Below are 24,178 nucleotides of genomic sequence, written 5' to 3'. Positions count from 1 at the left end.
GGTAGGATAGAAAAAGAGTATTTGAAGGAGAACGATTATGAAAGCTCAAGAAGCATTACAAGCTATTAAAGAAAAGCCATTAGCGCCTTTGTATCTGGTTTTAGGAACAGAAAGTTACCTACAAGACCGCATCAAACAGGCTTTTATGGAACGCCTGCAGTTACAAAAAGACGATTTAGACTTGGTTTATTTTGATTTAGAGCAAGATCCTTTAAATTTAGTAGTTGCAGAAGCGCAAGCGCCGTCTTTATTTTCATTAGAAGATAAGCGGCTAATCATCGCTGAAAATCCGTTGTTTTTAACAGCTGAAAAAAAGAGTAATGTCATTGATCAAGATTTAACTGATTTTTTAAGTTATTTAAAAGCGCCATCAGATAGTGGGGTAGTAGTAATTATCGCACCTTATGAAAAATTGGATGAGCGCAAAAAAGTAAGTAAGTTGTTAAAAAAACAGGCGGTTGTAATCGATGTACAGCCTTTAAAAGAACAAGAGGTAGAACGTTACATTCGTCAAACCTTAACAGCTGAAAATATCCAGTTAGATAGAGTGGCCTTTGATACTTTCATGCAACTAACTGAAATGGATTTAACAAAAGCTATGCAAGAACTAGATAAATTACTCTTATATGGGGCTAATGGTGCTCCGTTAACAAAAGAGGTCATTTTGCAATTAGTTCCCAAGTCATTAGAAAATAATATATTTGAATTGACAGAAAATGTCTTAAGAGGTGATGCTGACAAAGCGTTGCGGATCTATGAGGACTTACATTTGCAAGGTGAGGAGACAATTAAAATTAATGCGATTTTGATTGGTCAAGTACGCTTATTATTGCAAACAAAAATTTTAACAAAAGCAGGCTATCAACAAGCTAATATCGCTCAAACTTTAAAAGTTCATCCTTACCGCGTTAAACTTGCGATGCAGCAGGTACGTAAATACGATGAAAAACAACTAATGGACTTGTATGATGAATTAGTAGAAAATGATTATCTGGTAAAGACTGGCCAAATGGATAAAGAGTTTTTATTCCAGCTTTTTGTATTAAAATCTGCCCATTAAAAGTAAAAGTCAAAAAGACAATAATAAAAAAAGCGTTGCAGCCTAGGCTGCAACGCTTTTTAAGACTATTTAGCGATTTTTTTGCTTAAACGAGCTTTATCGCGGTTAGCTTTATTTTTGTGGATCAAGCCTTTTGTTTCGGCCATATCGATTGCTTTGCTAGCTTCTTTATACAAAGCTTCTACGTTATCAGCACCAGCTTCAACAGCTTGTTCGAATTTTTTGATGCTTGAACGCACAGCACTCATTTGAGATGAATTTTTAGCGTTAGCAGCAGTACTAGTTTTCACGCGTTTGATTGCAGATTCAATGTTTGGCATAAGTTTCACCTCCGAATAAAAAGTTTTGCATGACAAGTCATACAAATCAACACTAGTCATTATACCCAAACATTGTATCCAATGCAATAAAAGTTGTAAAGAAATTTTACTTAACAGAAAAAGTTAAAAAAAGTACACATACAAAAATTAAATATGCTATGATACAAACGTAAAAAACAAATCTGCTTTATGGTGGTGTGATTTTTTTGAGTATAGCATTAGTGATAACGATTACTTTGGTGATGGGGGTTATATTTGTCAATGGTTGGACCGATGCCCCAAATGCCATTGCAACAGCAGTTTCAACTAGGGTTTTAAAACCAAATGTAGCCATTTGGATTGCGGTATTGATGAATTTTCTCGGCGCGCTTGTTATGACATATTTTAATGCCCAAGTGGCAGAAACAATTAGTAATATTGTGAGTTTTGACGCCCAAGGAAATATTGGAGCTTCACAAGTAGCACTGGCTGCTTCGCTTTTTTCAATTGTAGTATGGGCTGTAGCAGCCTGGTATTTTGGTATTCCGACTAGTGAATCGCATGCGTTAATTGCGGGATTGACTGGTTCAGCGATGGCTTTAGGCGGGCTAGGAGCAGTAAATGGACAAGAATGGCTCAAAGTATTATTTGGACTTATTGTTTCAACAATTTTAGGATTTGGTGGCGGTTTTCTAATTACCAAGCTCATCGTCATTATTTTTCGCGATGTTCCCAGAAGAAAAGCCAATAAATTTTTTACAGTTGGACAAGCAACCGCTGCGGCGGCGAACGCCTTTTTACATGGGGCGCAAGACGGTCAGAAATTTATGGGGGTCTTTATGCTAGGCCTTTATTATAATAATTTGGCTGAAAAAACCGGTGGCGGCTTTACTATTCCACTATGGGTAATGGCACTTTGTTCAATTACCATGGGGATTGGAACTTCAGTTGGCGGTATGAAGATTATTAAATCAGTTGGGATGGATATGGTAAAACTAGAAAAATACCAAGGCTTTTCTGCTGATATTAGTGCGGCCATTGTTTTATTTTTGGCCTCAGTATTTGGGATTCCTGTTTCAACTACACATACAAAAACCACCGCAATTATGGGAGTAGGTGCTTCAAGAAGGCTTTCTAGTGTGGACTGGCGTATCGTTAAAGAAATGATTTTTGCTTGGGTAATGACATTTCCCGGCTGTGGTTTAATCGCTTATTTGATGGCGAAATTATTTGTCGCAATCTTTTAATTTAGATAAGGAGTTTAAAAATGGCACGAAGAAAACAATATGATTTTTTAGATGCAATGGCACATTTGACTAAAAATGCTGCAGCTGCGGCTGAAGTTTTGGTGCAATTAGTTAAAAACTATTCTGCAGAAAATTTAATAACTGAAGCGGAAAAAATTCATGATTTAGAAAAAGAAGGCGATAAGATCGTCACAGAGCTAACCAATGAATTGTACGACGCGTTTATCACACCGATTGATCGCGAAGATATCTTAATTATCGCTGAACGCATTGACGATATTTTAGATGGAATCAATGCGCTAACTTATTTATTTGAAAATTTGGCCATTACTAAAATGCGTCCCCAAACGGATGAGTTTGCCCAATTAGTATTGGTAGCGGCTAATGGTGTTCATACTGCGATGTTGGAATTCCCTAAGTTTAAACATTCCAAAACATTGAAAAAAATGATCGATGAAGTAAATCGTGTTGAATCAGAATCTGATCGTCTTTATTCTAAATTAAAAAAGGGCTTGTTCACAGAAGAAACAGATCTTTTAGAAATTATTAAATGGAAAGATGTCTATGATCGATTCGAACAAATTGTTAATGCCAGTGAAGCAGCAGTAGATATTATTGACGGTATGGTAATTAAAAATACTTAAACAAAAAACGCAAACTATTTCTTAATTAAGAGAAAGTTTGCGTTTTTATTTATGTTACATTGCGATTAACCAATAACCGATTAGAATGATACCTAAAATAATCCGATACCATCCAAAGACGGTAAAGTCATTTTTCTTGATGTAATTCATTAAGAATTTAATTGCGATAACAGAAACTATAAAAGAGACTACTGTTCCGACTAATAAAACGATTGTACTTTGAAAACTAAAGCTATTGCCATTTAAAATAAATTTGACAATCTTTAAGCCACTAGCACCAATCATAGTTGGAATGCCCATAAAAAATGAAAATTCAGCTGCAACAAAACGGGAAGCGCCAATTAAAATACCACCTAAAATTGTTGCACCAGAACGAGAAGTCCCAGGAACTAAAGATAATACTTGGAACATACCGACGATTAATGCGGCTTTATAAGTGAATTTATTTAAATCGGTACATTTAGGTGTTGCCGTTTTATTACGTTTTTCCACGATAATGAAGGCAATTCCATAAATAATTAGCATTAAAGCAACGGAGAAGAAGTTGTGGAAATGCGCATCTAACCAGTCGTCCAAAGGTAAGCCGATAATAACAGATGGAATAACAGCTACAATAACCTTAAACCAAAGATTCCAAGTATCCTTTTTCTCAATCTCACTTTTACTAGGAGAAAAAGGATTTAATTTATTAAAGTAAAGATAAATAACTGCGAGGATAGCGCCTAATTGAATGACAACATTAAACATGGTCATAAAGGCTTCTGATTCTTGTAGCTTGATAAATTCATTTGCTAAAATCAAATGGCCGGTACTACTAATTGGCAACCATTCTGTGATGCCTTCAATAATCCCCAGAATAATTGCTTTTAAAATGTTAAGCAAAAACATGCTTTCATTCCTTTCTTAAGATAAAGTTATAATCGGGAGTTAGTCCGATAAAAAGATTACAGGCTATAGTATACATTGAAATATTTGGAAAACCAATTGCTTTATTGAGTCTTTTACAAAAAAGAGACAATCCGTAAAATCTTTTGACGGACTGTCTCAAATAAAAATATTTTTTTATAAACTCTTTCTTTTGCGGTTTTAAGCTAAAAGATTTTTTGAAATCTTTTGTCCTTCTTCAATAAAAGCGGTCGAACCAACTTCTTCAATTGTAAAATTACCGTTCTCATCATAAGTTAGGCGAGTGACACTACCATTTTGTAAATCGACACGGACGGGTTGTTTGGCATCGATTAGATTTAGTAAAAAGGCAATTGTAAAACCATGGGAAACAATGACAGCTTTTCCGCCGCCTTTTTTTTGCACCCGATGCGCAATATCTTCGAAACCAGAAAAGACACGATTTTTAATCGTTTCAAAATCTTCTGCCCAATTTGCAGTATCAGCATCTTTTACAGCTTCAGCAATTTTTTCAAAAGAAATATTTGTTTCCCACATTTCTTCACTATCTTTAAAGTTTAATACGCGGGGCAAGACTCCCCACATCTCAGAATCATAACCACCTTCTAATGAACCCCAACACCATTCGCGAATACGGTTATCGATTGAATAAGAAATGTTGTTGCCAGCATGATGTTCCCCTAAAATAATGCGCATTGTTTCAATTGCGCGACCAGAATCACTAGAAACAGCTTCCACAAAATCAATATCTTTTAAGCCAAGGCCTAAATAATGAATCATTTCCGCACCTTTTTCTGTTAGTGGGGTATCACACCAACCTTGTGCCCGTTGTAGTGCGTTAAACATTGTTTTACCGTGACGAATGACATATAATTCAACTTTTTCCATCTGAAGATCTCCTTTTTATAATTTAATTTCGATTATAAGTTTATGCTTTAAAACATTCCTTTAAAAAAAGGATTCGTTTTCTTTTCTCGCTCGATAGTCGTCGCTTCACCGTGACCTGGGTAAACAGGGAATTCATCTGGCAAAGTGAAAAGTTCTGTTTTGATACTATTTAATAATTGCTCTAAATTGCCAGTGGGTAAATCAGTTCGTCCGATACTACCGCGAAAGAGTGCATCACCACTAATCACAAAGTCATCGAAAACAAAACTAACACTGCCAATCGAATGTCCTGGCGTAGGTACAACACTAAACGTCATTTCCCCTAAGGTATATTCTTTTAGTTCAAATAAAAAATCGGCTGGTGCGACAATAATGTTTTCCATATCATCGTGACGATCTAAACCTGAAAGATTCATAATTGGATCTTGCAACCAATCAGCTTCTAAAGGACTACCATAAACTGGAATTTTGTAGTATTCACGTAAGTCATCCACAGCACCAATATGATCATAATGGGTATGGGTTAATAAAATAGCAACCGGTTTTGCCTTTAATTTTTTAATCTCTTGCATAATTAAAGGACCATCAGCACCAGGGTCAATAATTAGTAGGTGTTCTTTTTTCACGACTAGATAGCAATTTTCTTCAATTGCACCTGTCGAAATTTTAATAATTTCCATTTTTTCGCCTCCACACTGGTTCTCACTTCCAGTATAGCTTAAAGAAGAAAACAAACAAAGGGAGATGTCTAAGTAAATTCTAAAGTGTCCTATGCTATGATAAAAGAAAAAGCGCTTTGAAAGGGTGAGAGATGTGAAATTTTATTTACGAGATAGCTTAGTGGAACTAGGGATGGAGGCAATTGTCTTAGCCAAAGTAAGCAATGTGGATCCCAATGCGCCACTAACAGCAGATTTAGAAAAATATATTGCTACAAGTGAGGACCTAGCCGCTGCATACGACCGCGAGGCAATTCGCGTGCATTCCGTTATCGCCGGTTATCGGGAAAAAATGCAAAAAATTGGTAAAAGTGTGAAGAAAAATCCTCCCACAGCAGAAGCCTTAATTAAAAATATTCAGCGTCGTGGGAGTCTGCCACGTGTTAACAGCATTGTTGATTTGTATAATGCCGAAGCACTCCATTCTTTTTTAGCCATTGGTGCGCACGATTATGATACGATTACAGATTTTGTTGAATTTACGCGAGCGAGTGAACCGACAACTTTTACACCAATTGGATCAAAAAATAAGCAAGTCGAAATCGGAGATATTTTTTATCGTGATCAAAAAGGTGTGATGGCTTATCTTGATGCAAGAGACGGAGAGGATTATAAAATTACACAAAAGACGAAAAATCTTTTATTAATTATGCAGGGAAATGCCAATACGAATGTTATGATACGAGTTGCTGCTTTAACACGCGTTTGTGATAACATTCAAAAAATATGTCCGAATGCGACTTATGAAATTGCGGTCGTGACCCAAAAAGCAGATACTTTTTTTGAATAATTTTTGACATTAACTTCATTTTCCTCGTTGTTAAGGTGAAGGAGGAGATGATATGTATCAACAATTTTGGCAATTTCTTGTGTTTTTGCAGGGTACAGGGATTTTTAATGTTGTAGCGGTTTTAGCAGTGGCAATGATCTTTGATTTTTTTAGTGGAATGCTTGCGGCTACCTGGACAAAAACCATATCTTCCCGCATTGGCATTAATGGGATTATCCGTAAGCTTGCGAGTATGTTTTTGTTGCTCTTTTTTATACCTGTGGCGTTTATTTTGCCTGCTAGTACAGGAGTTGCAATGTTATGGGTTTTTTATTTAGGTTATTTGTGGTTGGAAATTGAATCGATTTTAGAAAATTACCGTAAGTTAGGAATAGACACGACTATCTTTAAAAAATTTTTAGCCGAATTAAAAAAACGCAAATAAAATTGTTTTAGTTTTTAAAAGAACACGAAAAATGGCGCTGACAAAGGACTTGTCAGTGTTTTTTTATTAGCTAAAAACATGAGTTGTTTCTCGTAGTGATTTCTGTTAAATTGAGTTGTATTTTAAAAATACAACTTTATTACTAGATAATTTTACAACCCTTAAAAAATTAAAAGCGATGCAGTTTTTAGTCATAGGAGGTGGTCTTTTGCAGCATGCGCGGGTGTCAGTTCGAAAACTAGTGGAATTTATTTTACGAAGAGGCAGTATCGACAGTCGTCATACTAGCAATCATACTGCTCAAGAAGGTGCTAAGATTCATCGCCGGTTACAAAAAGCCGCAGGTGATGACTATCAAAAAGAAGTCGCTTTAAAATATACGTTAAAAATAGCAAAAGATGAATTAACGGTAGAAGGCCGAGCGGACGGGATCTTTAAAGATGGGTTAGAGTATGTTATTGATGAAATTAAAACATCAGAAACGCCCTTTGAGGAATTAGCACCAGAACAAAAAGAATTATTTTTCTACCAAGGAATGGTTTATGCGTATATTTACGCAGTCCAACATGATTTAGCGACTATTAAAGTACAGTTAACTTATTTTCAAACTATCGAAGAAAAGGTTACAAAAGAAGTGCGTACTTTTTTATTTCAAGAACTAGCTGATTTTTTTACGCAATTAACAGGTGAATATCAAAAATGGTTGGAATTTCAAAACAATTGGCGTCGAGTTCGAAATACTTCGTTACAATTGCTGCAATTTCCTTACGATGAATTTCGTAAAGGACAAAGAGAGTTAGCGGTGGCCGCTTATAAAACGTTAAAAACACAACAACGTTTATTTGTTGAGGCGCCGACTGGAACAGGTAAGACGATTTCAACACTTTTTCCAGCGCTGAAAGCATTAGGTGAAGAAGATGATGATCGTATTTTTTATCTAACGGCTAAAACAATTACCCGGCAAGTGGCAGAAGATGCGCTAAAGGCACTTTGTAATGAAGACAAGGCGCAACTAAAAAGCGTCACCTTAACTGCTAAAGATAAAATTTGTTTTTTAACTGAGCGTAACTGTACTCCAGAGCATTGCCCTTTTGCAGATGGCTATTACGATCGAATTAACGAAGGGTTATGGGATTTGTTACACCATGAAAATCAGATTACCCGTTCAGTGATTGAAACCTATGCAAAAAAGCATACACTTTGTCCGTTTGAATTATCATTAGACGTTAGTCTGTGGTGTGATGTTATTATAGGTGATTATAATTATCTTTTTGATCCGACGGTTTATTTACGTCGCTTTTTTGAAGAAGAAAATGAAAAGCATTATTTCTTAATTGATGAAGCTCATAACCTTGTTGCTCGTTCAAAAGAGATGTATTCAGCAGAGATTACGCGTCAAAGCGGAGAACACTTGCTAGGGCTATTACCGCAAAAAGATCGAAAACTGCGACGGAGTCTAATAAGATTAGACGATGAATTTACATTAATTGAAACAGCGGTGACAGAAAAGAAAGAACATTTTTTTGCCCAAAAGCCACCTGCGGATAGTTTTAACAAGCAGTTATACAAAGTCAGTGAAAAGCTCCATGAATGGTTAGGAGAAAATCCCGAAGATAAAGCGCAAGAAATTGCGTTAAATTATTATTTTACAGTGCTAAATTATTTGAAGATTAGTGAGCTTTACGATGATCACTACATTACTACTGTTACGCGTAATTATCGTGACGTTACGCTAAAACAATTTTGTTTAGATCCTGCTCCGTTTTTAAATCAAATGTTAAATAAAGGCAAAGGGGCTATTTTATTTTCCGCTAGTTTTACCCCACTTACTTATTATCAAGAAGTTTTAGGTGGGGGAAAAGAAGCGTTGCGTTACCGTTTGCCGAGTCCCTTTTTGCCTGAACGACAAGCACTTTTTATATTAGATTACATCCCGACCACGTATAAACAACGGGAAAACAGCCTGACAAATCTAGTGGCTGCAATTTATGAGATGGTGATGGCTAAAAAAGGAAATTATTTTGTTTTTCTACCTTCTTATGCGTATTTAGATTTAGTCGCAACTGCTTTTAAAAAAGCCTATCCTGAGATTGCGACTCTTATTCAAAATAATGAACTGTCAGAAGGAGAAAAGGAGAATTTTTTAGCGGCATTTATTTCTGATCCCCAAACTGCTTTAGTAGGTTTTTGTGTGTTAGGCGGAGTCTTTTCAGAAGGAATTGATTTAAAAGGAAGTCGTTTAATTGGAAGTATGATTGTAACAGTCGGCTTGCCGCAGATGAACCATGAACAAGAATTACTAAAAGATTATTATGGTGGTAAAAAAGGATTTGACTATGCTTATCGTCTGCCGGGGATGAATAAAGTTTTACAGGCTGCTGGTCGTGTGATTCGCGATCAAAAGGATTATGGTGTGGTGTTATTAGTCGATCAACGTTTTGAAAGTCCTGAATATCTGAGTCTTTTTCCGCCTCACTGGCATCATTTTTTACCAATTCACAATCCTCAAGAATTAAAGTCGAATTTATTACATTTCTGGGAACAAAAAAATGATTAAAAAGATTGCATTCAAAGCGACAACTGCTATATTAGAAAGGGAATAAAATTGCCGGTTACGGCATTACCATAAATTTATTGTAAAAGGAGTTTGAGGGTTGTGACAAAAGTTTGGCAGCAACATCTACAAATGGAAATGATGAAAAAAATTGGAGTTGTCTTGCTATCAGGCGTAATTGCAGCTGTGGCACTGAACTTCTTTTTAATTCCCGCTCAGGTTTTAGCGGCAGGTATGAATGGGGTAGCCCAAATAGTGGTTTCTTTAGGACACCACTATTTCGGTATTACTTTTGATACTGGGATTTTTATTTTCCTATTAAACGTTCCAATTTTTATTGTTGGTTTTTTAAAGTTAGGTAAAGCGGCAACTTTTTGGAGTTTTATGAATGTTATTAGCGTTTCGTTGTTTACCATTATCGTTCCGCAAGGTGAAGTCACAAATAATATCTTAATGAATGCTATTGTAGGTGGTGTGCTATTAGGTGTTGGTGGTGGCTTATCTTTAAAATTTGGTTTTACGACTGGCGGTTTAGATATTGTCTCGTTAATTTTATCCAACACTACCGGGAAAACAGTCGGAAACTTTATGTTGCTACTAAATGGCATTATCGTTTTGATTGCCGGCTTTATCTTTAGTTGGGAAAGTGCGTTATATACCATTATTTCGATTTATGCGATGAGCCATGTGGTGGATGCAATTCATACCAGTCATCAAAAAGTCACTGCCTTTATTATTACTACCAAACCTGATCTAGTGGGCCAAAATATTTCTGAACATGTTTTTCGCGGCATGACACTATTACCTTCGATGGGGGGCTATTCTGGTGTGGAAGGTAAAATGATTATGATGGTTGTTACCCGGTATGAAGTCTATGATTTAGAACAAGCTATTTTAGAGGTCGATGAAAACGCGTTTGTTGATTTTGTTCCAACTCAATCGATTATTGGTCGTTTTGCTAGTGAAGATGATCAGCGTACCTTTAAAGCAACCGGTGTTTTTCCAGAAATTAAAATGACGAAGAAAAAAGGACATAAATAAATGAATTAGCAAAAAGAGGTATGTGTGACAACATTACATGTCACACATACCTCTTTTTGACAAATGATCTTAACGAATCCCTAATGCAATTCGGGCATAACGACTCATCTTATCAGTCGTCCATGCTGGATACCAAACCAATTTAACTTCGGTTTTGGTAACTTCTGGTACTTCAGCTAATGCTTGATGAATTTGATCAGTTAAAATATCTGCTAAAGGACATCCCATCGTTGTCAATGTCATTTTAATGACAGTTTCACCAGTCTCGCCTTCAAATTCAATATCATATACTAAACCAAGATTGACAATATCAATACCTAATTCAGGGTCAATCACAGTTTCTAAAGCAGTTAAAATGCGTTCTTTAATTTCTTCAATTTCTTGTGTCGTCCGCGTTTCGTTCATAACAGCAACCCCTTTTAGAATTCTTTTCAAATAATAACTTGTTTTTTCGAATTTGTAAATCATCTGTTTTCTAAAATTAAGTAAAGACGAACGAAGGAATTGGATTTGGAGACATTTTGAAACTTACTATTGAAATTCAGCTAAAAAGTAGCTATGCTAAGTCCAACCAAATTGAAATGAGGCGATTTTGTGTTAACCACTAATTTCTTAGATTTTGATTTTTCCAACCCGTTTATGAATGCATCTGGTGTTCATTGTATGACGACTAACGAGCTTGATGAATTAGCTGCTTCAAACGCTGGTGCATATATTATGAAAAGTGCCACGCCAGCAAAACGTGAAGGTAATCCGGAACCACGCTATTTTGATGTTCCTCTTGGCAGTATTAATTCAATGGGATTGCCAAATCTAGGCTTTGATTATTACTTGGAGTATGCGTTAAAACAACAAGAAAAGACAAGTCGCCCCGTATTTTTCTCAGTGGCGGGTATGAGTGTAGCGGAAAATATTGCCATGCTTAAAAAAATCGAAGCCAGTGACTTTAAAGGGGTAACAGAATTAAATTTATCTTGCCCCAATGTTCCTGGTAAACCCCAAGTTGCCTATGATTTTGAATTGACATATGAAACATTAGCACAAGTATTTGACTTTTTTACTAAACCATTAGGGGTCAAATTACCACCGTACTTTGATATGGCTCATTTTGATCAAATGGCAGCAATATTAAATAAATATCCTTTAAGTTATGTGAATGCAATAAATAGTATTGGCAATGGCTTATACATTGACACAGATAGTGATCAAGTTGTCATTAAACCTAAAGAAGGGTTTGGGGGAATTGGCGGTGAATACGTAAAGCCAACTGCTTTAGCAAATGTTCGTGCTTTTTATACACGTCTTAAACCTGAAATTAAAATTATTGGCACTGGTGGCATTTTAACTGGACAAGATGCGTATGAACATTTACTTTGTGGGGCAACTATGCTACAAGTTGGAACGCAATTGCAAAAAGAAGGGCCGGCCATTTTTGATCGTTTACAAAAAGAACTAATGGCTATCATGGAAGAAAAAGGCTATAAAACAATTGCTGAATTTCGTGGCAAATTAAAAGCTATCGTTTAAAATATTTTAATAAAAGAGATTGTACTTTTACGGTGCAATCTCTTTTATTTATCGATATAAGGATATTCATTGAAATGGTAGTGGGGATATTATATATTTATTATGAAGAGATACATGTTATCATTTATCCCACTATGTTAGTTAATGATATTTTAATTTTATTTTAACTTTTTTGGATAAATCGAACCTGTCAAAGGATGGTGTTTATGAAAAAAATGAAGATATCGTTGCGGGATATCGGGATTTTCGGCGGTTTTATTGCCATATTAATAATCATTCGAATATTCATTTTCTCACCAGTAATCGTTGACGGGTCTTCCATGGCACCAACGCTTTATGACAGTGATCGAGGCTTTGCTTTGAAAATTGGGAAATTGCAACGCTTTAGTATCGTAGTGTTAAACAATCCGGATCAGTTCAGTGAAGAGGAAAAATTTATTAAACGCGTCGTAGGCTTGCCAGGTGAAAAGATTGAATACAAGAATAATAATCTATATATTAACAATAAAGCGACAAAAGAAAATTTTAAAACCGAGGATATGATTTGGGAAATGGATAATTTTATTTATCAAATTCCCCCGGGTGAATATTTTGTTTTAGGAGATAACCGGGATCACTCAACCGATAGTCGTAATTTTGGTTCGATTCATCGCGACGAGATTATTGGGACATTTCGTTTACGTTTTTATCCGATTAGTTCGTTTCGACTATTTTAAATGAGGAGTATAAAATGCAAATACAATTAGCCACACAAAAAAATCTTCCTGAAATTATGGAAGTAATTGAAGATGGACGTGCCTTTTTAAAGCGTCAAGGACTGCCACAGTGGCAAAATGGTTATGGCCCTAGTGAAGCGCAAATGGCAGAAGATATTGCCAATCAATTTTGTTTTATTGCCATTTTGAAAGGAAAAATAGTTGCCGTAGCTAGTCTTATAAGAGGCGTTGATCCTGTCTATAGTGAAATAACGGGTGCTTGGTCTTATGAGGATGAAATGGGCTATATTGCCATTCATCGTGTCGCTGTCAGTAGAGATTTCACCAAACAAGGTATCGCGCGTCAATTTTTAACTGCACTAATCAAAGTAGCGCAGGAGCAAGGCTACAAAGATATTAGAATCGATACATATCCTGATAATAAGCCGATGATTAAGACGATTGAAGCTTTGGGATTTTTTTACTGTGGTCAAGTCCATTTTCCGATTCCAGCGGGGGTGCGCAATGCTTATCAGTTAGTTTTAGCTTAATTTTAGTTATTTATACTTTTTTTTGCTGAAAACTGGCGTCAAAATAATAAAATTTATTTATTAAAAATGGCTGAACCAACGCCGGATGAATCTGAATCTGCCTGTTTCCCTTGGGGCAGTAGGATTCTTTTTTTTATTTCTGTTATCTTTACAATTGTTATTTTAATAAAAATCCCCTTCTTGCTTAGAATTCCATGAGAATGTGTGCTAAAATAATAACGAGGTAATAAAAGGGGGTTGCTCTATGAAAAAAAGAAATAGTTTGCGCTTGCGACGAGCGCTTTCGGCATTTAGTGTGCTGTTGGTTTTGTTTTCCCAAAGCGCGCCTGCTTATGCAAATGTAGTTGCTACTAGTGGTTCTAGTGAGGCAGTTTTAGAAAATACAACAGAAACAACAACGAGTGAAAGTGAAGAACAAGTTACTCCACCAACACCGGTTATTGTAGATAAGACAAAATTGGAACAACAACTTACTCTGTTAAAAGAAGTGATGGCTAATGCGCAACAGTACCGACCATCAACTTATCCAGCAGCAAAAATAAATCAGCTTTATCAATGGGGCAGTGAGTTAGTTGTTGCTACTGAATCTGATCAACAAACAGTTGATGAATGTACTAATGAGATAGAAATCGTAAGAAACGCTTTAGAGCTTAAAGCTGATAAAACTAATTTACAAGCTTTACTAACTAAAGCTGCAAGTTTTAAAGAAAGTGACTACACACCAGCTTCTTTTAAGAGCTTAAAAACACAAATTGATCTGGCAACACAGATTTCAAAAAATGAAGATGCAACAAATGAGCAAGTGGCGGCTGTTCAAATTGACTTACAAAAAGCAATTGATGGGCTAGAAAAAGTAGTCACACCAAAACCAGATCCAAAACCTAAGCCACAGCCAAAACCAGATCCTGTGCCAACGCCAAAACCAAAGCCTAATCAATCTACTACAAATAAGCCCAATAAACCAAGCGCTTCAACTAATAATGACAAGCCCAAAACAGATAGCACTCAAGCTAAGACACCAAAACCTGCAAATCAAGGACCTAGTCAAAAAGAAAATGCAACATCATTAGATAAAGACTTAGTCGTAGACAGCTTGACTGATTCTAATTTAAATGGGTTTGAGCTTCCATTATTGAGTAGCTTTAAAGATAAAAAACAGGCAGCTTTGATTGCAGCGGCGTTAAAGACGTTGAATAAACCTTTTGAAAAAAACGGTAAAGCACCGGAAGCTTTTAATAACTTAAGCTTACCAAACTACTTATATCATGAAATTTTTGGAATCACGTTAGGCAAAACATACGATGAAATGATAAAAGCAAGTCAGCAGACAACTCTAGAAAAAGCCCAACCAGGCGATTTACTTTTTTGGCAAAACGATAAAAAAATAAATAAGGTTGCGCTATATCTGGGCCAAGGGAAATACATGCTAGCGACAGATGAAAATCATGAGGCTTTAAAAGAGCAACGCCAATTAACAGAAGAAGCAAAAGAAGATGCTGATAAAGAAAAAAATAATGAAAACAAACAAACAGAGCTACCCGGCGTTCAAATCTTTACACTTCAAGGCTATGAAGTAAACGATGCTGGTGTGGTGAAAATTAACGATGATGCTGATAAAGCAGATGAAAAGACAACCTCTTCTTTAAGTGAAAAATATGGAGTGTCAGAAAATCCAAACGTCGTTATAAGTATGCCAACAGATTTAAACTTAACTGAAAAAGGCCAAGAAACATTAGATAGTTATGCTGCTACGATTGATTTCAAAGTTAACCCAATTACGCAACGTTTCATTGAATCCATTGCAGATGATGCCAGAGAGTTAGGTTTAAAATATGATGTTTTTGCCTCTGTAATGATTGCGCAAGCTATTTTAGAAAGCGGATCTGGCGCAAGCGGCTTATCACGAGCTCCTTATTATAATTTATTCGGCATTAAGGGCTCTCACGCTGGTTCATCGGTGGCGATGAAGACAATGGAAGATAATGGTAATGGTGAATTGTATCAAATTACAGCGAATTTTAGAAGTTATCCGAGCTATAAAGAGTCTTTAAAAGATTATGTTGAACTAATTCGTGGTGGCATTGCTGGTAATGACAGCTTTTATAAAGCAGCTTGGCGTTCTGAAGCGGGTAATTATTTACAAGCTACCGATCATTTGATGGGAAAATACGCAACCGATACGCAATATAGTAACAAGCTAAATTCAATTATTGCTGCATATCATTTGACGCAATTTGATGAGCCTAAAACACCAGAAGGCACTCAAACGGGTGTAGTTATCCAATCGCGCCAAAATATTCCTACGTATTACCGTAACAAAATGATTTTTCCAGATTATGATGGTAAAAACTACAATACTTCTGGTTCTTATCCAGTCGGTCAGTGCACGTGGTATGTTTATAATCGGATTACACAACTCGGTGGTCGCGTTGATAACTTTATGGGAAATGGCGGAGAATGGGGCCAAAAAGGAGCAAAACTGGGTTATAAAACCACGAGTACGCCAAAGGTTGGTTATGCTGTAAGTTTTCATCCTGGTATAGCTGGCTCTAGTACAACGTATGGACACGTTGCTTTTGTTGAAGCAGTAGGTCCTGATGGGATTTTAGTTTCTGAAGGAAATGTTATCAGCCCAACAACTATTTCTTATCGTATCATTCCAAATAGTATCGCGCGTTCAAGTAACGTAACATATATTGCACCAAGATAATTAGATAAAAAAGACAGTCATCAATTTTTGATGGCTGTCTTTTTTTAGCAAAATTAGAGAAATTTATTCTAAAAAGATCCAACATCTTCGTATCTCAACACTTTGCAGAAGATAGCTCAACACTATTTAAGTAAAAGTAAATTGTGTTGGAAGTGTTGGGAGAAATGCGTATTAGCCGCTTTTTTTCACATCGCCAGAAATTGGCACGCATCTTGCTTCTAATAAAGTGTCAGTAAGGAGGGAAGAAAATATGAATACTATCATTCTAGCAAGTCACGGCGAATTATCCCAAGGCTTAAAACAAACTGCTGAAATGATTTTAGGACCAACAGATAATATTTACGCACTATCGGCTTATCGTGATGAAGATGAGCCAATTGAAAAACAGATGCAACGTTTCATCAAAAAAATGGGGACAAAAAATTTGTTTATTCTAACCGATATTTTAGGCGGTAGCGTAAACAACGAAATGCTAACACTTTTAAAAGAAAACCCTGAAATACATCTGATCACCGGAATGAATCTTCCACTGGTGGTTTCGATTGCAACGCAAGTGGGTGAAATTAATGCAAGTGATTTACAAACGATTATTACAGAAAGTCAAAATTCTTTAATTGATTGCAGTCGTCTATTACAAACAACTGGAAAAGGAGGGGATGATCTATGATTAAACTGGTACGCATTGATCATCGATTATTACATGGACAAGTTGTATTTTCTTGGAGTAAATCATTACAAATAAACCGGATTATTGTTGTCAATGATGAAGCCGCAAATGATGAATTTAAGAAAATGTCACTAGAGTTGTCCAAACCACAAGGTATAAAATTAAATATTTTTACTGTTGACAACACCCTTAGCAAAATGGCAAAAGTTGAAACATTGAACGAGAATATCATGATGATTTTCGGAAATACTAAAGATGTACGTAAATTTTGCACAGGCTATCCCAAAATTAATGCCATTAATTATGGAGGCATCATAAAAAAAGAAGGAGCTAAACAATTTAGTAACGCGATTTTTTTAACAGAAAATGAAATTGAAGATGCCAAAGCATTGAAGGAAATGGGAATTGCCCAATTTATGCAGCAAGTTCCAACTTCTAAAAAAGAAGATTTAAATACAATGATTTAAAAGAAAGGGGTTTGCATTATGTTGTTTCAATCGATTGCCCTGGGTTTAATCGGAATATTTTGTATTCTGGACTCCAGACTGTTAGGTAGACTGAACTTTGAACGGCCTTTGATTGTCAGTACGCTGGTTGGTTTAGTATTGGGAGATTTAGAAAAAGGATTAATGGTTGGGGCATCGTTGGAGTTGATGTCTTTAGGTCTAGTAAATATTGGTGCTGCAGCACCACCAGATATGAATATGGCTTCTATTATTGCGACAGCTTTTGCTATTTTATCTGGATCAAATGCCGAAACAGCATTAACGATTGCTATTCCGATCTCTGTTTTAGGCCAAATGTTAGGTATTTTAATGCGAACGGTACTATCTAATTTGACACACCGAGCGGATACTTTAATTTCTGAAGGAAAATTTAGCAGTGCTAGACGAATACATATCGTCTATGGTTCTGTTTTGTATTCGCTAATGTATTTTATCCCGATTTTCTTAGCAATTTACTTTGGAACTGATTTAGTTAAAAGTATTGTCGATAGCATTCCGGCTTGGTTAACAAATGGATTGACGCTGGCTAGTAAAATATTACCGGCTTATGGTTTTGCTTTATTATTGCAGACTATGTTAACTAAAAAAATGATTCCGTTTCTATTGTTAGGATTTCTAATCACAGCTTATTCGGGATTAAGTATAACAGGGGTGGCAGCATTTGCTTGTATTGTCGCTTTTGTAATGGCTCAAGTGAACTTTGGTGGCGGCAATAAAGGAACAATGTCGTCCCAAGAACCTGACCCTTTAGATGACTTGTAGAAAGGAGTTTAAAAAATGACGAAAAAAGATCCAAATAGTTGGAAGTATTGGCAGTTCTTCTGGCGCTCATGGGCAATTCAAGCTTCGTGGAATTATGAACGTCAAATGAATATGGGTTTTATGTATGGGATTGCACCAATTATTGACAAAATTTACGCTAAACCAGAAGATGCTCACAAAAAAATGGAAGCATACGAACGACACATGGCTTATTACAATTGTACGCCGCAAACCAGCGCATTTGTACTAGGATTAGCCGCTTCAATGGAAGAGCAATATGCTGAAGACCAAGAAAACTTCAACCCTGAAGCAATTGGTGCATTGAAGACTTCTTTAATGGGACCGTTATCTGGCATCGGGGACTCCTTTTTCCAAGGAACAGTGCGGGTGTTGGCTTTTGGTTTTGGGATTAATTTAGCGCAACAAGGTAGTATTTTAGGGCCAATTTTGGCAATGATTATCTCGTTTGTGCCATCGTTTTTGGTGACTTATTATGGCGGGAAAATTGGATATAACACTGGTAATAAATATCTTGCCAAACTTTATCAAGAAGGTTTGATGGATAAAGTTATGTATGTTTGTACGATTGTCGGTTTAATGGTAATTGGTGCGATGATTGCCAGTATGATTGGCATTACTACCCCTTTGAAATTTGGGAAAGCTTTTGTCTTACAAGATGTTTTAGATAATATTATGCCACAATTGATTCCATTAGGGTTAACGTTTCTTATGTATTGGTTATTGCAAAAGAAAGTCCGTACTGGGGTGATGTTAGCCATTTGTATTGTGGGTGGGATCTTACTAAGTGTCTGCGGAATTTTTAGTTAAGGGACAAACCTGATTCAGGTTAAAAATAATAAAGCTATGAGGAGGAATTCAAACATGAATTCAAAGTTAAGTCCAAAAGAGATTGTAAAAGAGATTGTCAGCAATAAAGAAGTGAAATCAATTGTATTTGTAGGGTGTGGTGCTTCAAAAGCTGATTTGTACCCAGCCAAATACTTTTTAGATCAAAATGCCAATCAATTACGTGTAAGTCATTTTACCGCCAATGAATTCAATTATGCGACACCTCGTTCTGTCGACGAGCATACTGTTGTTATTTCAGCTTCATTAGGAGGTACCACTCCTGAAACTGTCCAAGCTAACGCAGTAGCCAAAGAAAAAGGTGCCACAGTTATTAGTTTAACACGTAGCGTTGACTCACCGCTAACAAAAGATGCAGATTACGTCATTTATCATCGCTTTTCTGAAAATTATGCTGCAAAACTTGAAAAAACAGGTTTTTGTTTGCAACTGGCAGTCGAGTTATTAAACCAAATCGAAGGTTATGCAGACTATGATAAAATGATGGCTGGTTTTAGTAAGATTTATGATTTATCACAAGTAAGTGCTGAAAATGCGCGTCTTCAAGCGAAGCAATTTGCTGAACGTTTTAAAGATGAAAAAGTTATCTATGTGATGAGTTCAGGTGCCACACATGAAGTAGCATATTCTAGCTCAATCTGTCTATTAATGGAAATGCAGTGGATTAATTCAGGGACATTTCATGCTGGAGAATTTTTCCACGGTCCTTTTGAAATTACAGATAAGAACGTTCCATTCATCTTATTGATGAACGATGGACGTACACGCGCAATCGATGCACGCGCCTTAACTTTCTTAGATCGTTTTGATGCGAAAACAGAAGTTGTGGATGCGTTAGACTGGGGATTGTCTGCTGAAATTGATAAGGAAGTTTTGGATTACTTTAATCCATTTGTTATTACCGCAGTTTTTCGTGTCTATGCCGAAGAGCTTGCAAAAGCACGACAACATCCGTTAACTAAACGTCGTTATATGTGGAAACTAGAGTATTAAACTTTCATAAGCTGGGGCATTTGCCTCGGCTTTTCTTTCATTAGCTTGAAAGCTATTGTGAAATCTCTTACAATTATTTTAAGAAAAGAACTTAGGCGGTGTTTATCATGAATCAAAAAGTAGAAGAATATATCAAAAAAATAACTCGGGATTATCCAAACCATGATAAAGCTGACTTTTCAGCTTCTGTTATTAGTGAAAATATTGGCTTAAACCGCAGTACAACTAGTTCTTATTTAAACCAAGGTTTAAAAGAAGGGATACTTGTAAAAGTTAAAGGCTATCCAGTTTCTTTTTTACACATTGCAGTCCTCGCTGAAGTTGGAATTGTAGTGAAAGGATCAGAATATGAAAGTTGGGAAGAATTATTTGAATTAGAAAAACAAAATGTTTTAGAAACAGTGATTGGAGCTAGGGGGAGTTTAAAAGAAGCTATCGACCAAGTAAAAACAGCTATTTTATATCCTGATAATGGATTACCTATTCTTTTATCCGGTAGTAGTGGTTCGGGAAAAACTTTTCTAGCTGAAAAAATTCACGAATATGCTATTTCAGAAAAAGTCATTTTAAAAGACGCTCCTTTTATTGCATATAACTGTGCACAGTACTTTAATAATCCAGAACTGTTGTCTTCGGCCTTATTCGGCCACGTTAAAGGTGCGTTTACTGGGGCAGAAAAGGAACACGTTGGTCTGATTGAAAAAGCTAATAACGGTATTTTATTTTTAGATGAAGTCCATCGCTTATCAGATGAAGGACAAGAAAAGTTGTTTACTTTTATGGATACTGGTGAATTTTCGCCAATGGGGGATAATGCTATCAAACGAAAAGCCAATGTCCGTTTAATTTTTGCTACGACTGAAAACGTGTATCAGACTTTTTTACCGACCTTTATACGTCGTTTGCCAGTTATTGTCTCATTACCTAACTATGAACAACGCCCACAGTCTGAAAGAATGCAATTAATTGATACTTTTTTTATTAATGAAGCCAATATTTTATCTAAAAGAGTGGATGTCAGTTATCAGCTTATCGATTTTTTGTTAAATAGCGATTTAGAAGGTAATGTTGGGAAAATTAAGAATATTGTCAAATACGTTTGCGGCAGTGCATTTGCCAAAAATCAAAACAATAAGGCTATTCGTGTCCGTTTAAAAGATTTACCCTCTGAAAATGCATTGCGTTTAAAGGGACAACTAAAAAAGACGATTAAAGCTTTGCCGGATCGACAATATTTACCGCATACGACCAATCAAGTCTTTTTAGAATCTTTTGAAGCTAAGCAAATTCGACAGTTATTTGAGCAGATGCGTCAACTTTATCAAAAAGTAGAAACACAAGATTTAACTATTAAAGATTTTATTGAAACAATGGTAAATCGTGTGAATAACTTAATGGATGAATTTATTTTTAAAGATAATTATGCAAGTGAAGAATCTTTTTATTCAGTTTTGACCTACCAAATTCGTGAAACTTTTGATTGGATGCATGAAAATTATGGCTTTGATCAAGATGGAAACCGTGTTATTGCATTGGCTCAATACCTCTATCGGAAAAATAATACAGATGCTATCGCTGAAAATCACCAGTGGCAAACCATTAAAGATAAACTTTTACACCTTATTTCTAGTTCAATGGATACCTCATATTGGTATGCTAAAAAAGTTTTAGGGCATATCTCAAGACAATTGGATCAGGATTTTAAAGATGAAGACTTAATATTTGTTTCTTTTTACTTTCACGGTTTGCAAATAACACCACGAGAAAAGGAAATTAAAAGCATTATCTTAGCTCATGGCTATTCCACTGCTAGCAGCATGGCAAATGTTGGTAACAGGATGTTAAAACAAAATATTTTTCATGCTTATGATATGCCAATAAATATCACATTAGATAAAGTAGAAGAACAAGTTATTCGTTTTATTAACGATTATCGGACCGATGCGGGCTTAATTTTGTTAGTGGATATGGGTTCTTTAAATCAACTGGGAGAACGATTACAAAATAAGCTAAGAGGTCCTTTACTAATTATCGATTATGTTTCGACACCGTTAGTCTTGGAAATTGGTCATTTGCTTCAAAGTCAGTTATCAATTTCTGAAATTAGTCAAAAAATTGAAATTGAAAATAAAGTTCAAAAGCAATTAATTTTACCAAAACAAGAAAAAAAGCAAGCTATTTTAACCTGTTGTTATACCGGAATGGGATCAGCTATCCAAATTCAAGAAATTTTAGAACATTGTTTGGAAGATTATTGTGAGGAATTGGCGATTATTCCATATGACTATCATAAACTAGAAAAAAATAAACTTTACGAAGATCCTTTTCAAATGTATGAAGTCGTAATGATTGTAGGAACAGAAAATCCGAAAATTCAACAAATTCCTTATATTGGGTTGGACCACTTAATTAATGGCACAGACATCGAAAAATTTGTCTCAATTTTAAAAGACTATTTTGATATTAGTGATAAAGCGTTGAAAGAACAGTTGATGTTTAGTTTTTCAATTAATAAAATTATAGAGAATTTAACCATTTTAGATGCGACTAAGCTTTTGCGACTAGTGCAAAGTGCTGTTTCTTTAGCAGAAGAAAATTTAGGAATTACATTGTCAAACAGCAAATTATTCTTACTTTATTTACATTGCTGCTGTATGATTGAACGAATTTTAAGGAAAGAAAGCGTAGATGAACAAACAGACTTAATACCTTATATGGAACAGGCGGGTTCTGAGATGGAACTGATCCATCGCGCTTTTCGAAACGTTGAAAACGAATATACCATTAAGATTTCTGATTTAGAATTGCGTCTAATTCACGAAATTATTAATGGTTAAGGAGAGGTTACAATGACTTTAGGTGTAATTTTTGACATGGATGGGGTTTTAATCGATTCAGAAAGTTTTTATTTTGAACGCCGAATGAATTTTTTTAAGGAAAAAAAACTAACTCCGGGCTCAAAAGATAAACTTGACTTTGTTGGATTAACAGAAGATGGGATTTGGCAAGTATTAGTTCCAGACGTAGAAAATCGGGCAATTTTAAAAAAAGAATATCAAAAGTATCGCAAAGCACATCCGCTTGATTTTGTGAAAGCTCTAAGATGTGATGTAAAGGAAGTTTTAGCTTACTTAAAGTACAATCAAATAAAAATAGCGTTAGCCTCCTCTTCTCCAGAAAACGAAATCAAAGCGATGTTAAATCAAAATAATTTAGAATCTTTTTTTGATTTTATCATTTCAGGTGAAAGTTTGACAAAAAGTAAACCACATCCTGAAATTTACCTGCTTTCAAAAGAAGCTTTACAGTGTGATAAGTATATTGCGGTGGAAGATTCACCAGTAGGAATAGCTTCGGCCAAAGCTGCCCAACTATATACGATAGCATTAAAACAAGATTTTCCAATTAACCAAAATGAGGCAGATTTAATTATAGATAATCTGTCTGATGTGATTAAAGTGGTGGAAAATTGTAGTAAGTATAAAATTACGAGGAACACATAACCTTCATAAGATAATTGCAATTTGCGAAAATCACTTGTCCAATCAACTCTACATTTGGTAAGATGACAATGATTTGAAAAAGGAAGGTGCCTCATGAAAAAAAGATTGAAGAAAAAGCATGCTTATAAAAAATATATTCATGATATTTTTACCGGATACGAAAAAATGATCAGTGAACCGGAATTAGAGCAATTGACTTTTTCGTATTTGAATGAAGAAACAATTATTTATCGCGATGAAGACAAACGTATACGCTTTTTAACACGAGATAAATAAGTCTTAAGGAGATGAGAGTCTCCTTTTTTTGTGAAAAAAATTAACGAATTATAATAGCTAAATAAAGAACAAAATGAATGTTTTGAGACTATTAAGTCTCGGATAACTGGATTTTATAAGTATGAAAGCGCAAAAAAAGCGAATGAAACAAAAAAATGATTTTCAGTTTGATTTTTTTTCGATGTATTGAGCAAATAAAATCATTGACCCAAAGCCGGAGAAGTGGTAAATTAATCAACGTTGACGAATCAGTCACACAGTTGAAAACAACTTGAAATATTTTTGAAAAAAGTTGTTGACAATTGTAACAATGATTGCTAAACTAACGAAGTTGCTTAATGAGTAGCACTTTTATGAAATATCATTTCAAAAAGTTTTCAAAGCTTTTTGAAAAAAACAGTTGACAAACAAAATGTCAGCTGATAAGATATAAGAGTTGCTGAAACATTTAAAAAGCAACGATCAAGCGGTTAAATAAATGAGAAACGACAGTAAGTTGATTTCTAAACACATTCTTTTAACAGCTGATGTAGACCTTTGAAAACTGAA

At 35.4% G+C, this 24,178-nt stretch carries 24 protein-coding genes; 19 read left to right on the top strand and 5 right to left on the bottom strand.

What is annotated here, in order from left to right; genetic code table 11:
* The first annotated feature begins 37 nt into the window (after positions 1 to 37).
* A complete protein-coding gene (gene holA / locus RU96_RS06300) occupies positions 38 to 1,060 on the top strand; it encodes a DNA polymerase III subunit delta (RefSeq protein WP_071864693.1) in 1,023 nt (340 codons plus the stop codon).
* A 65-nt stretch (positions 1,061 to 1,125) separates the two neighbouring features.
* On the opposite strand, the gene rpsT is transcribed toward holA, so the two are convergent.
* The gene (gene rpsT / locus RU96_RS06295) at positions 1,126 to 1,380 is read right to left on the bottom strand and encodes a 30S ribosomal protein S20 (protein WP_071864692.1); all 255 of its coding nucleotides are present in this window, start codon (positions 1,378 to 1,380) and stop codon (positions 1,126 to 1,128) included.
* A 242-nt stretch (positions 1,381 to 1,622) separates the two neighbouring features.
* On the opposite strand from rpsT, the gene RU96_RS06290 reads away from it, so the two are divergent.
* Together RU96_RS06290 and RU96_RS06285 are read left to right on the top strand one after the other, a co-directional pair.
* A complete protein-coding gene (locus RU96_RS06290; RefSeq protein ID WP_071864774.1) occupies positions 1,623 to 2,606 on the top strand; it encodes an inorganic phosphate transporter in 984 nt (327 codons plus the stop codon).
* Between the two features lie 20 nt (positions 2,607 to 2,626).
* A complete protein-coding gene (locus RU96_RS06285) occupies positions 2,627 to 3,250 on the top strand; it encodes a DUF47 domain-containing protein (RefSeq protein WP_071864691.1) in 624 nt (207 codons plus the stop codon).
* 54 nt (positions 3,251 to 3,304) lie between these two features.
* Here RU96_RS06285 and RU96_RS06280 read toward each other — a convergent pair whose 3' ends face one another.
* The 3 genes from RU96_RS06280 to RU96_RS06270 all read right to left on the bottom strand — a co-directional run bounded on the left by RU96_RS06280 (position 3,305) and on the right by RU96_RS06270 (position 5,724).
* On the bottom strand, positions 3,305 to 4,138 hold the full coding sequence (locus RU96_RS06280) for an undecaprenyl-diphosphate phosphatase (RefSeq protein WP_071864690.1): 834 nt from the start codon (positions 4,136 to 4,138) through the stop codon (positions 3,305 to 3,307).
* Between the two features lie 198 nt (positions 4,139 to 4,336).
* Positions 4,337 to 5,044 carry a histidine phosphatase family protein gene (locus RU96_RS06275; RefSeq protein WP_071864689.1) on the bottom strand — a complete coding sequence of 236 codons (708 nt, stop codon included), beginning with the start codon at positions 5,042 to 5,044 and terminating at the stop codon, positions 4,337 to 4,339.
* Between the two features lie 47 nt (positions 5,045 to 5,091).
* Positions 5,092 to 5,724 (bottom strand): MBL fold metallo-hydrolase, encoded by a 633-nt coding sequence (locus tag RU96_RS06270; RefSeq protein ID WP_071864688.1) that lies wholly within the window; start codon positions 5,722 to 5,724, stop codon positions 5,092 to 5,094.
* A 133-nt stretch (positions 5,725 to 5,857) separates the two neighbouring features.
* Between RU96_RS06270 and RU96_RS06265 the strand changes: the two genes are divergently transcribed.
* From RU96_RS06265 to RU96_RS06250, 4 genes are all read left to right on the top strand, one after another.
* Complete coding sequence (locus tag RU96_RS06265; protein WP_071864687.1) at positions 5,858 to 6,553, top strand: B3/B4 domain-containing protein; 696 nt, start codon at positions 5,858 to 5,860, stop codon at positions 6,551 to 6,553.
* A gap of 52 nt (positions 6,554 to 6,605) precedes the next feature.
* A complete protein-coding gene (locus tag RU96_RS06260; RefSeq protein WP_071864686.1) occupies positions 6,606 to 6,977 on the top strand; it encodes a phage holin family protein in 372 nt (123 codons plus the stop codon).
* Between the two features lie 208 nt (positions 6,978 to 7,185).
* Positions 7,186 to 9,534, top strand: coding sequence for a helicase C-terminal domain-containing protein (locus tag RU96_RS06255; protein ID WP_071864685.1), 2,349 nt, complete (start codon positions 7,186 to 7,188; stop codon positions 9,532 to 9,534).
* A 129-nt stretch (positions 9,535 to 9,663) separates the two neighbouring features.
* Complete coding sequence (locus RU96_RS06250) at positions 9,664 to 10,572, top strand: YitT family protein (RefSeq protein WP_379924002.1); 909 nt, start codon at positions 9,664 to 9,666, stop codon at positions 10,570 to 10,572.
* A 69-nt stretch (positions 10,573 to 10,641) separates the two neighbouring features.
* On the opposite strand, the gene RU96_RS06245 is transcribed toward RU96_RS06250, so the two are convergent.
* Positions 10,642 to 10,977, bottom strand: coding sequence for a metal-sulfur cluster assembly factor (locus RU96_RS06245; RefSeq protein WP_071864683.1), 336 nt, complete (start codon positions 10,975 to 10,977; stop codon positions 10,642 to 10,644).
* A gap of 189 nt (positions 10,978 to 11,166) precedes the next feature.
* Here RU96_RS06245 and RU96_RS06240 point away from each other — a divergent pair, with 189 nt between their 5' ends.
* From RU96_RS06240 to RU96_RS06185, 12 genes are all read left to right on the top strand, one after another.
* Complete coding sequence (locus RU96_RS06240; RefSeq protein ID WP_071864682.1) at positions 11,167 to 12,099, top strand: dihydroorotate oxidase; 933 nt, start codon at positions 11,167 to 11,169, stop codon at positions 12,097 to 12,099.
* Positions 12,100 to 12,305: 206 nt separating this feature from the next.
* On the top strand, positions 12,306 to 12,815 hold the full coding sequence (gene lepB / locus RU96_RS06235; RefSeq protein ID WP_071864681.1) for a signal peptidase I: 510 nt from the start codon (positions 12,306 to 12,308) through the stop codon (positions 12,813 to 12,815).
* Positions 12,816 to 12,829: 14 nt separating this feature from the next.
* On the top strand, positions 12,830 to 13,345 hold the full coding sequence (locus tag RU96_RS06230) for a GNAT family N-acetyltransferase (protein ID WP_071864680.1): 516 nt from the start codon (positions 12,830 to 12,832) through the stop codon (positions 13,343 to 13,345).
* A gap of 244 nt (positions 13,346 to 13,589) precedes the next feature.
* The gene (locus RU96_RS06225) at positions 13,590 to 16,055 is read left to right on the top strand and encodes a glucosaminidase domain-containing protein (protein ID WP_071864679.1); all 2,466 of its coding nucleotides are present in this window, start codon (positions 13,590 to 13,592) and stop codon (positions 16,053 to 16,055) included.
* A 250-nt stretch (positions 16,056 to 16,305) separates the two neighbouring features.
* Positions 16,306 to 16,722 carry a PTS sugar transporter subunit IIA gene (locus RU96_RS06220; protein WP_071864678.1) on the top strand — a complete coding sequence of 139 codons (417 nt, stop codon included), beginning with the start codon at positions 16,306 to 16,308 and terminating at the stop codon, positions 16,720 to 16,722.
* A complete protein-coding gene (locus RU96_RS06215; RefSeq protein WP_071864677.1) occupies positions 16,719 to 17,189 on the top strand; it encodes a PTS sugar transporter subunit IIB in 471 nt (156 codons plus the stop codon). Before RU96_RS06220 ends, RU96_RS06215 begins: the two co-directional genes overlap by 4 nt.
* Positions 17,190 to 17,207: 18 nt before the next feature.
* Positions 17,208 to 17,990, top strand: coding sequence for a PTS mannose/fructose/sorbose/N-acetylgalactosamine transporter subunit IIC (locus tag RU96_RS06210; protein WP_071864676.1), 783 nt, complete (start codon positions 17,208 to 17,210; stop codon positions 17,988 to 17,990).
* A 15-nt stretch (positions 17,991 to 18,005) separates the two neighbouring features.
* On the top strand, positions 18,006 to 18,818 hold the full coding sequence (locus RU96_RS06205) for a PTS system mannose/fructose/sorbose family transporter subunit IID (RefSeq protein WP_071864675.1): 813 nt from the start codon (positions 18,006 to 18,008) through the stop codon (positions 18,816 to 18,818).
* 54 nt (positions 18,819 to 18,872) lie between these two features.
* On the top strand, positions 18,873 to 19,850 hold the full coding sequence (locus tag RU96_RS06200; RefSeq protein ID WP_071864674.1) for an SIS domain-containing protein: 978 nt from the start codon (positions 18,873 to 18,875) through the stop codon (positions 19,848 to 19,850).
* Positions 19,851 to 19,957: 107 nt separating this feature from the next.
* Complete coding sequence (locus RU96_RS06195) at positions 19,958 to 22,687, top strand: sigma 54-interacting transcriptional regulator (protein WP_071864673.1); 2,730 nt, start codon at positions 19,958 to 19,960, stop codon at positions 22,685 to 22,687.
* A gap of 12 nt (positions 22,688 to 22,699) precedes the next feature.
* Complete coding sequence (locus tag RU96_RS06190; RefSeq protein WP_071864672.1) at positions 22,700 to 23,353, top strand: HAD family hydrolase; 654 nt, start codon at positions 22,700 to 22,702, stop codon at positions 23,351 to 23,353.
* Positions 23,354 to 23,446: 93 nt separating this feature from the next.
* Complete coding sequence (locus RU96_RS06185; protein ID WP_071864671.1) at positions 23,447 to 23,629, top strand: hypothetical protein; 183 nt, start codon at positions 23,447 to 23,449, stop codon at positions 23,627 to 23,629.
* Positions 23,630 to 24,178 lie beyond the last annotated feature (549 nt).

Origin of the sequence: Enterococcus canintestini, from assembly GCF_001885735.1 — a bacterium.
Classification (GTDB): Bacteria; Bacillota; Bacilli; order Lactobacillales; family Enterococcaceae; genus Enterococcus_C; species Enterococcus_C canintestini.
The sequence above is the reverse complement of the archived record's forward strand: the minus strand, read 5'-3'. Positions and strand labels throughout refer to the sequence as shown.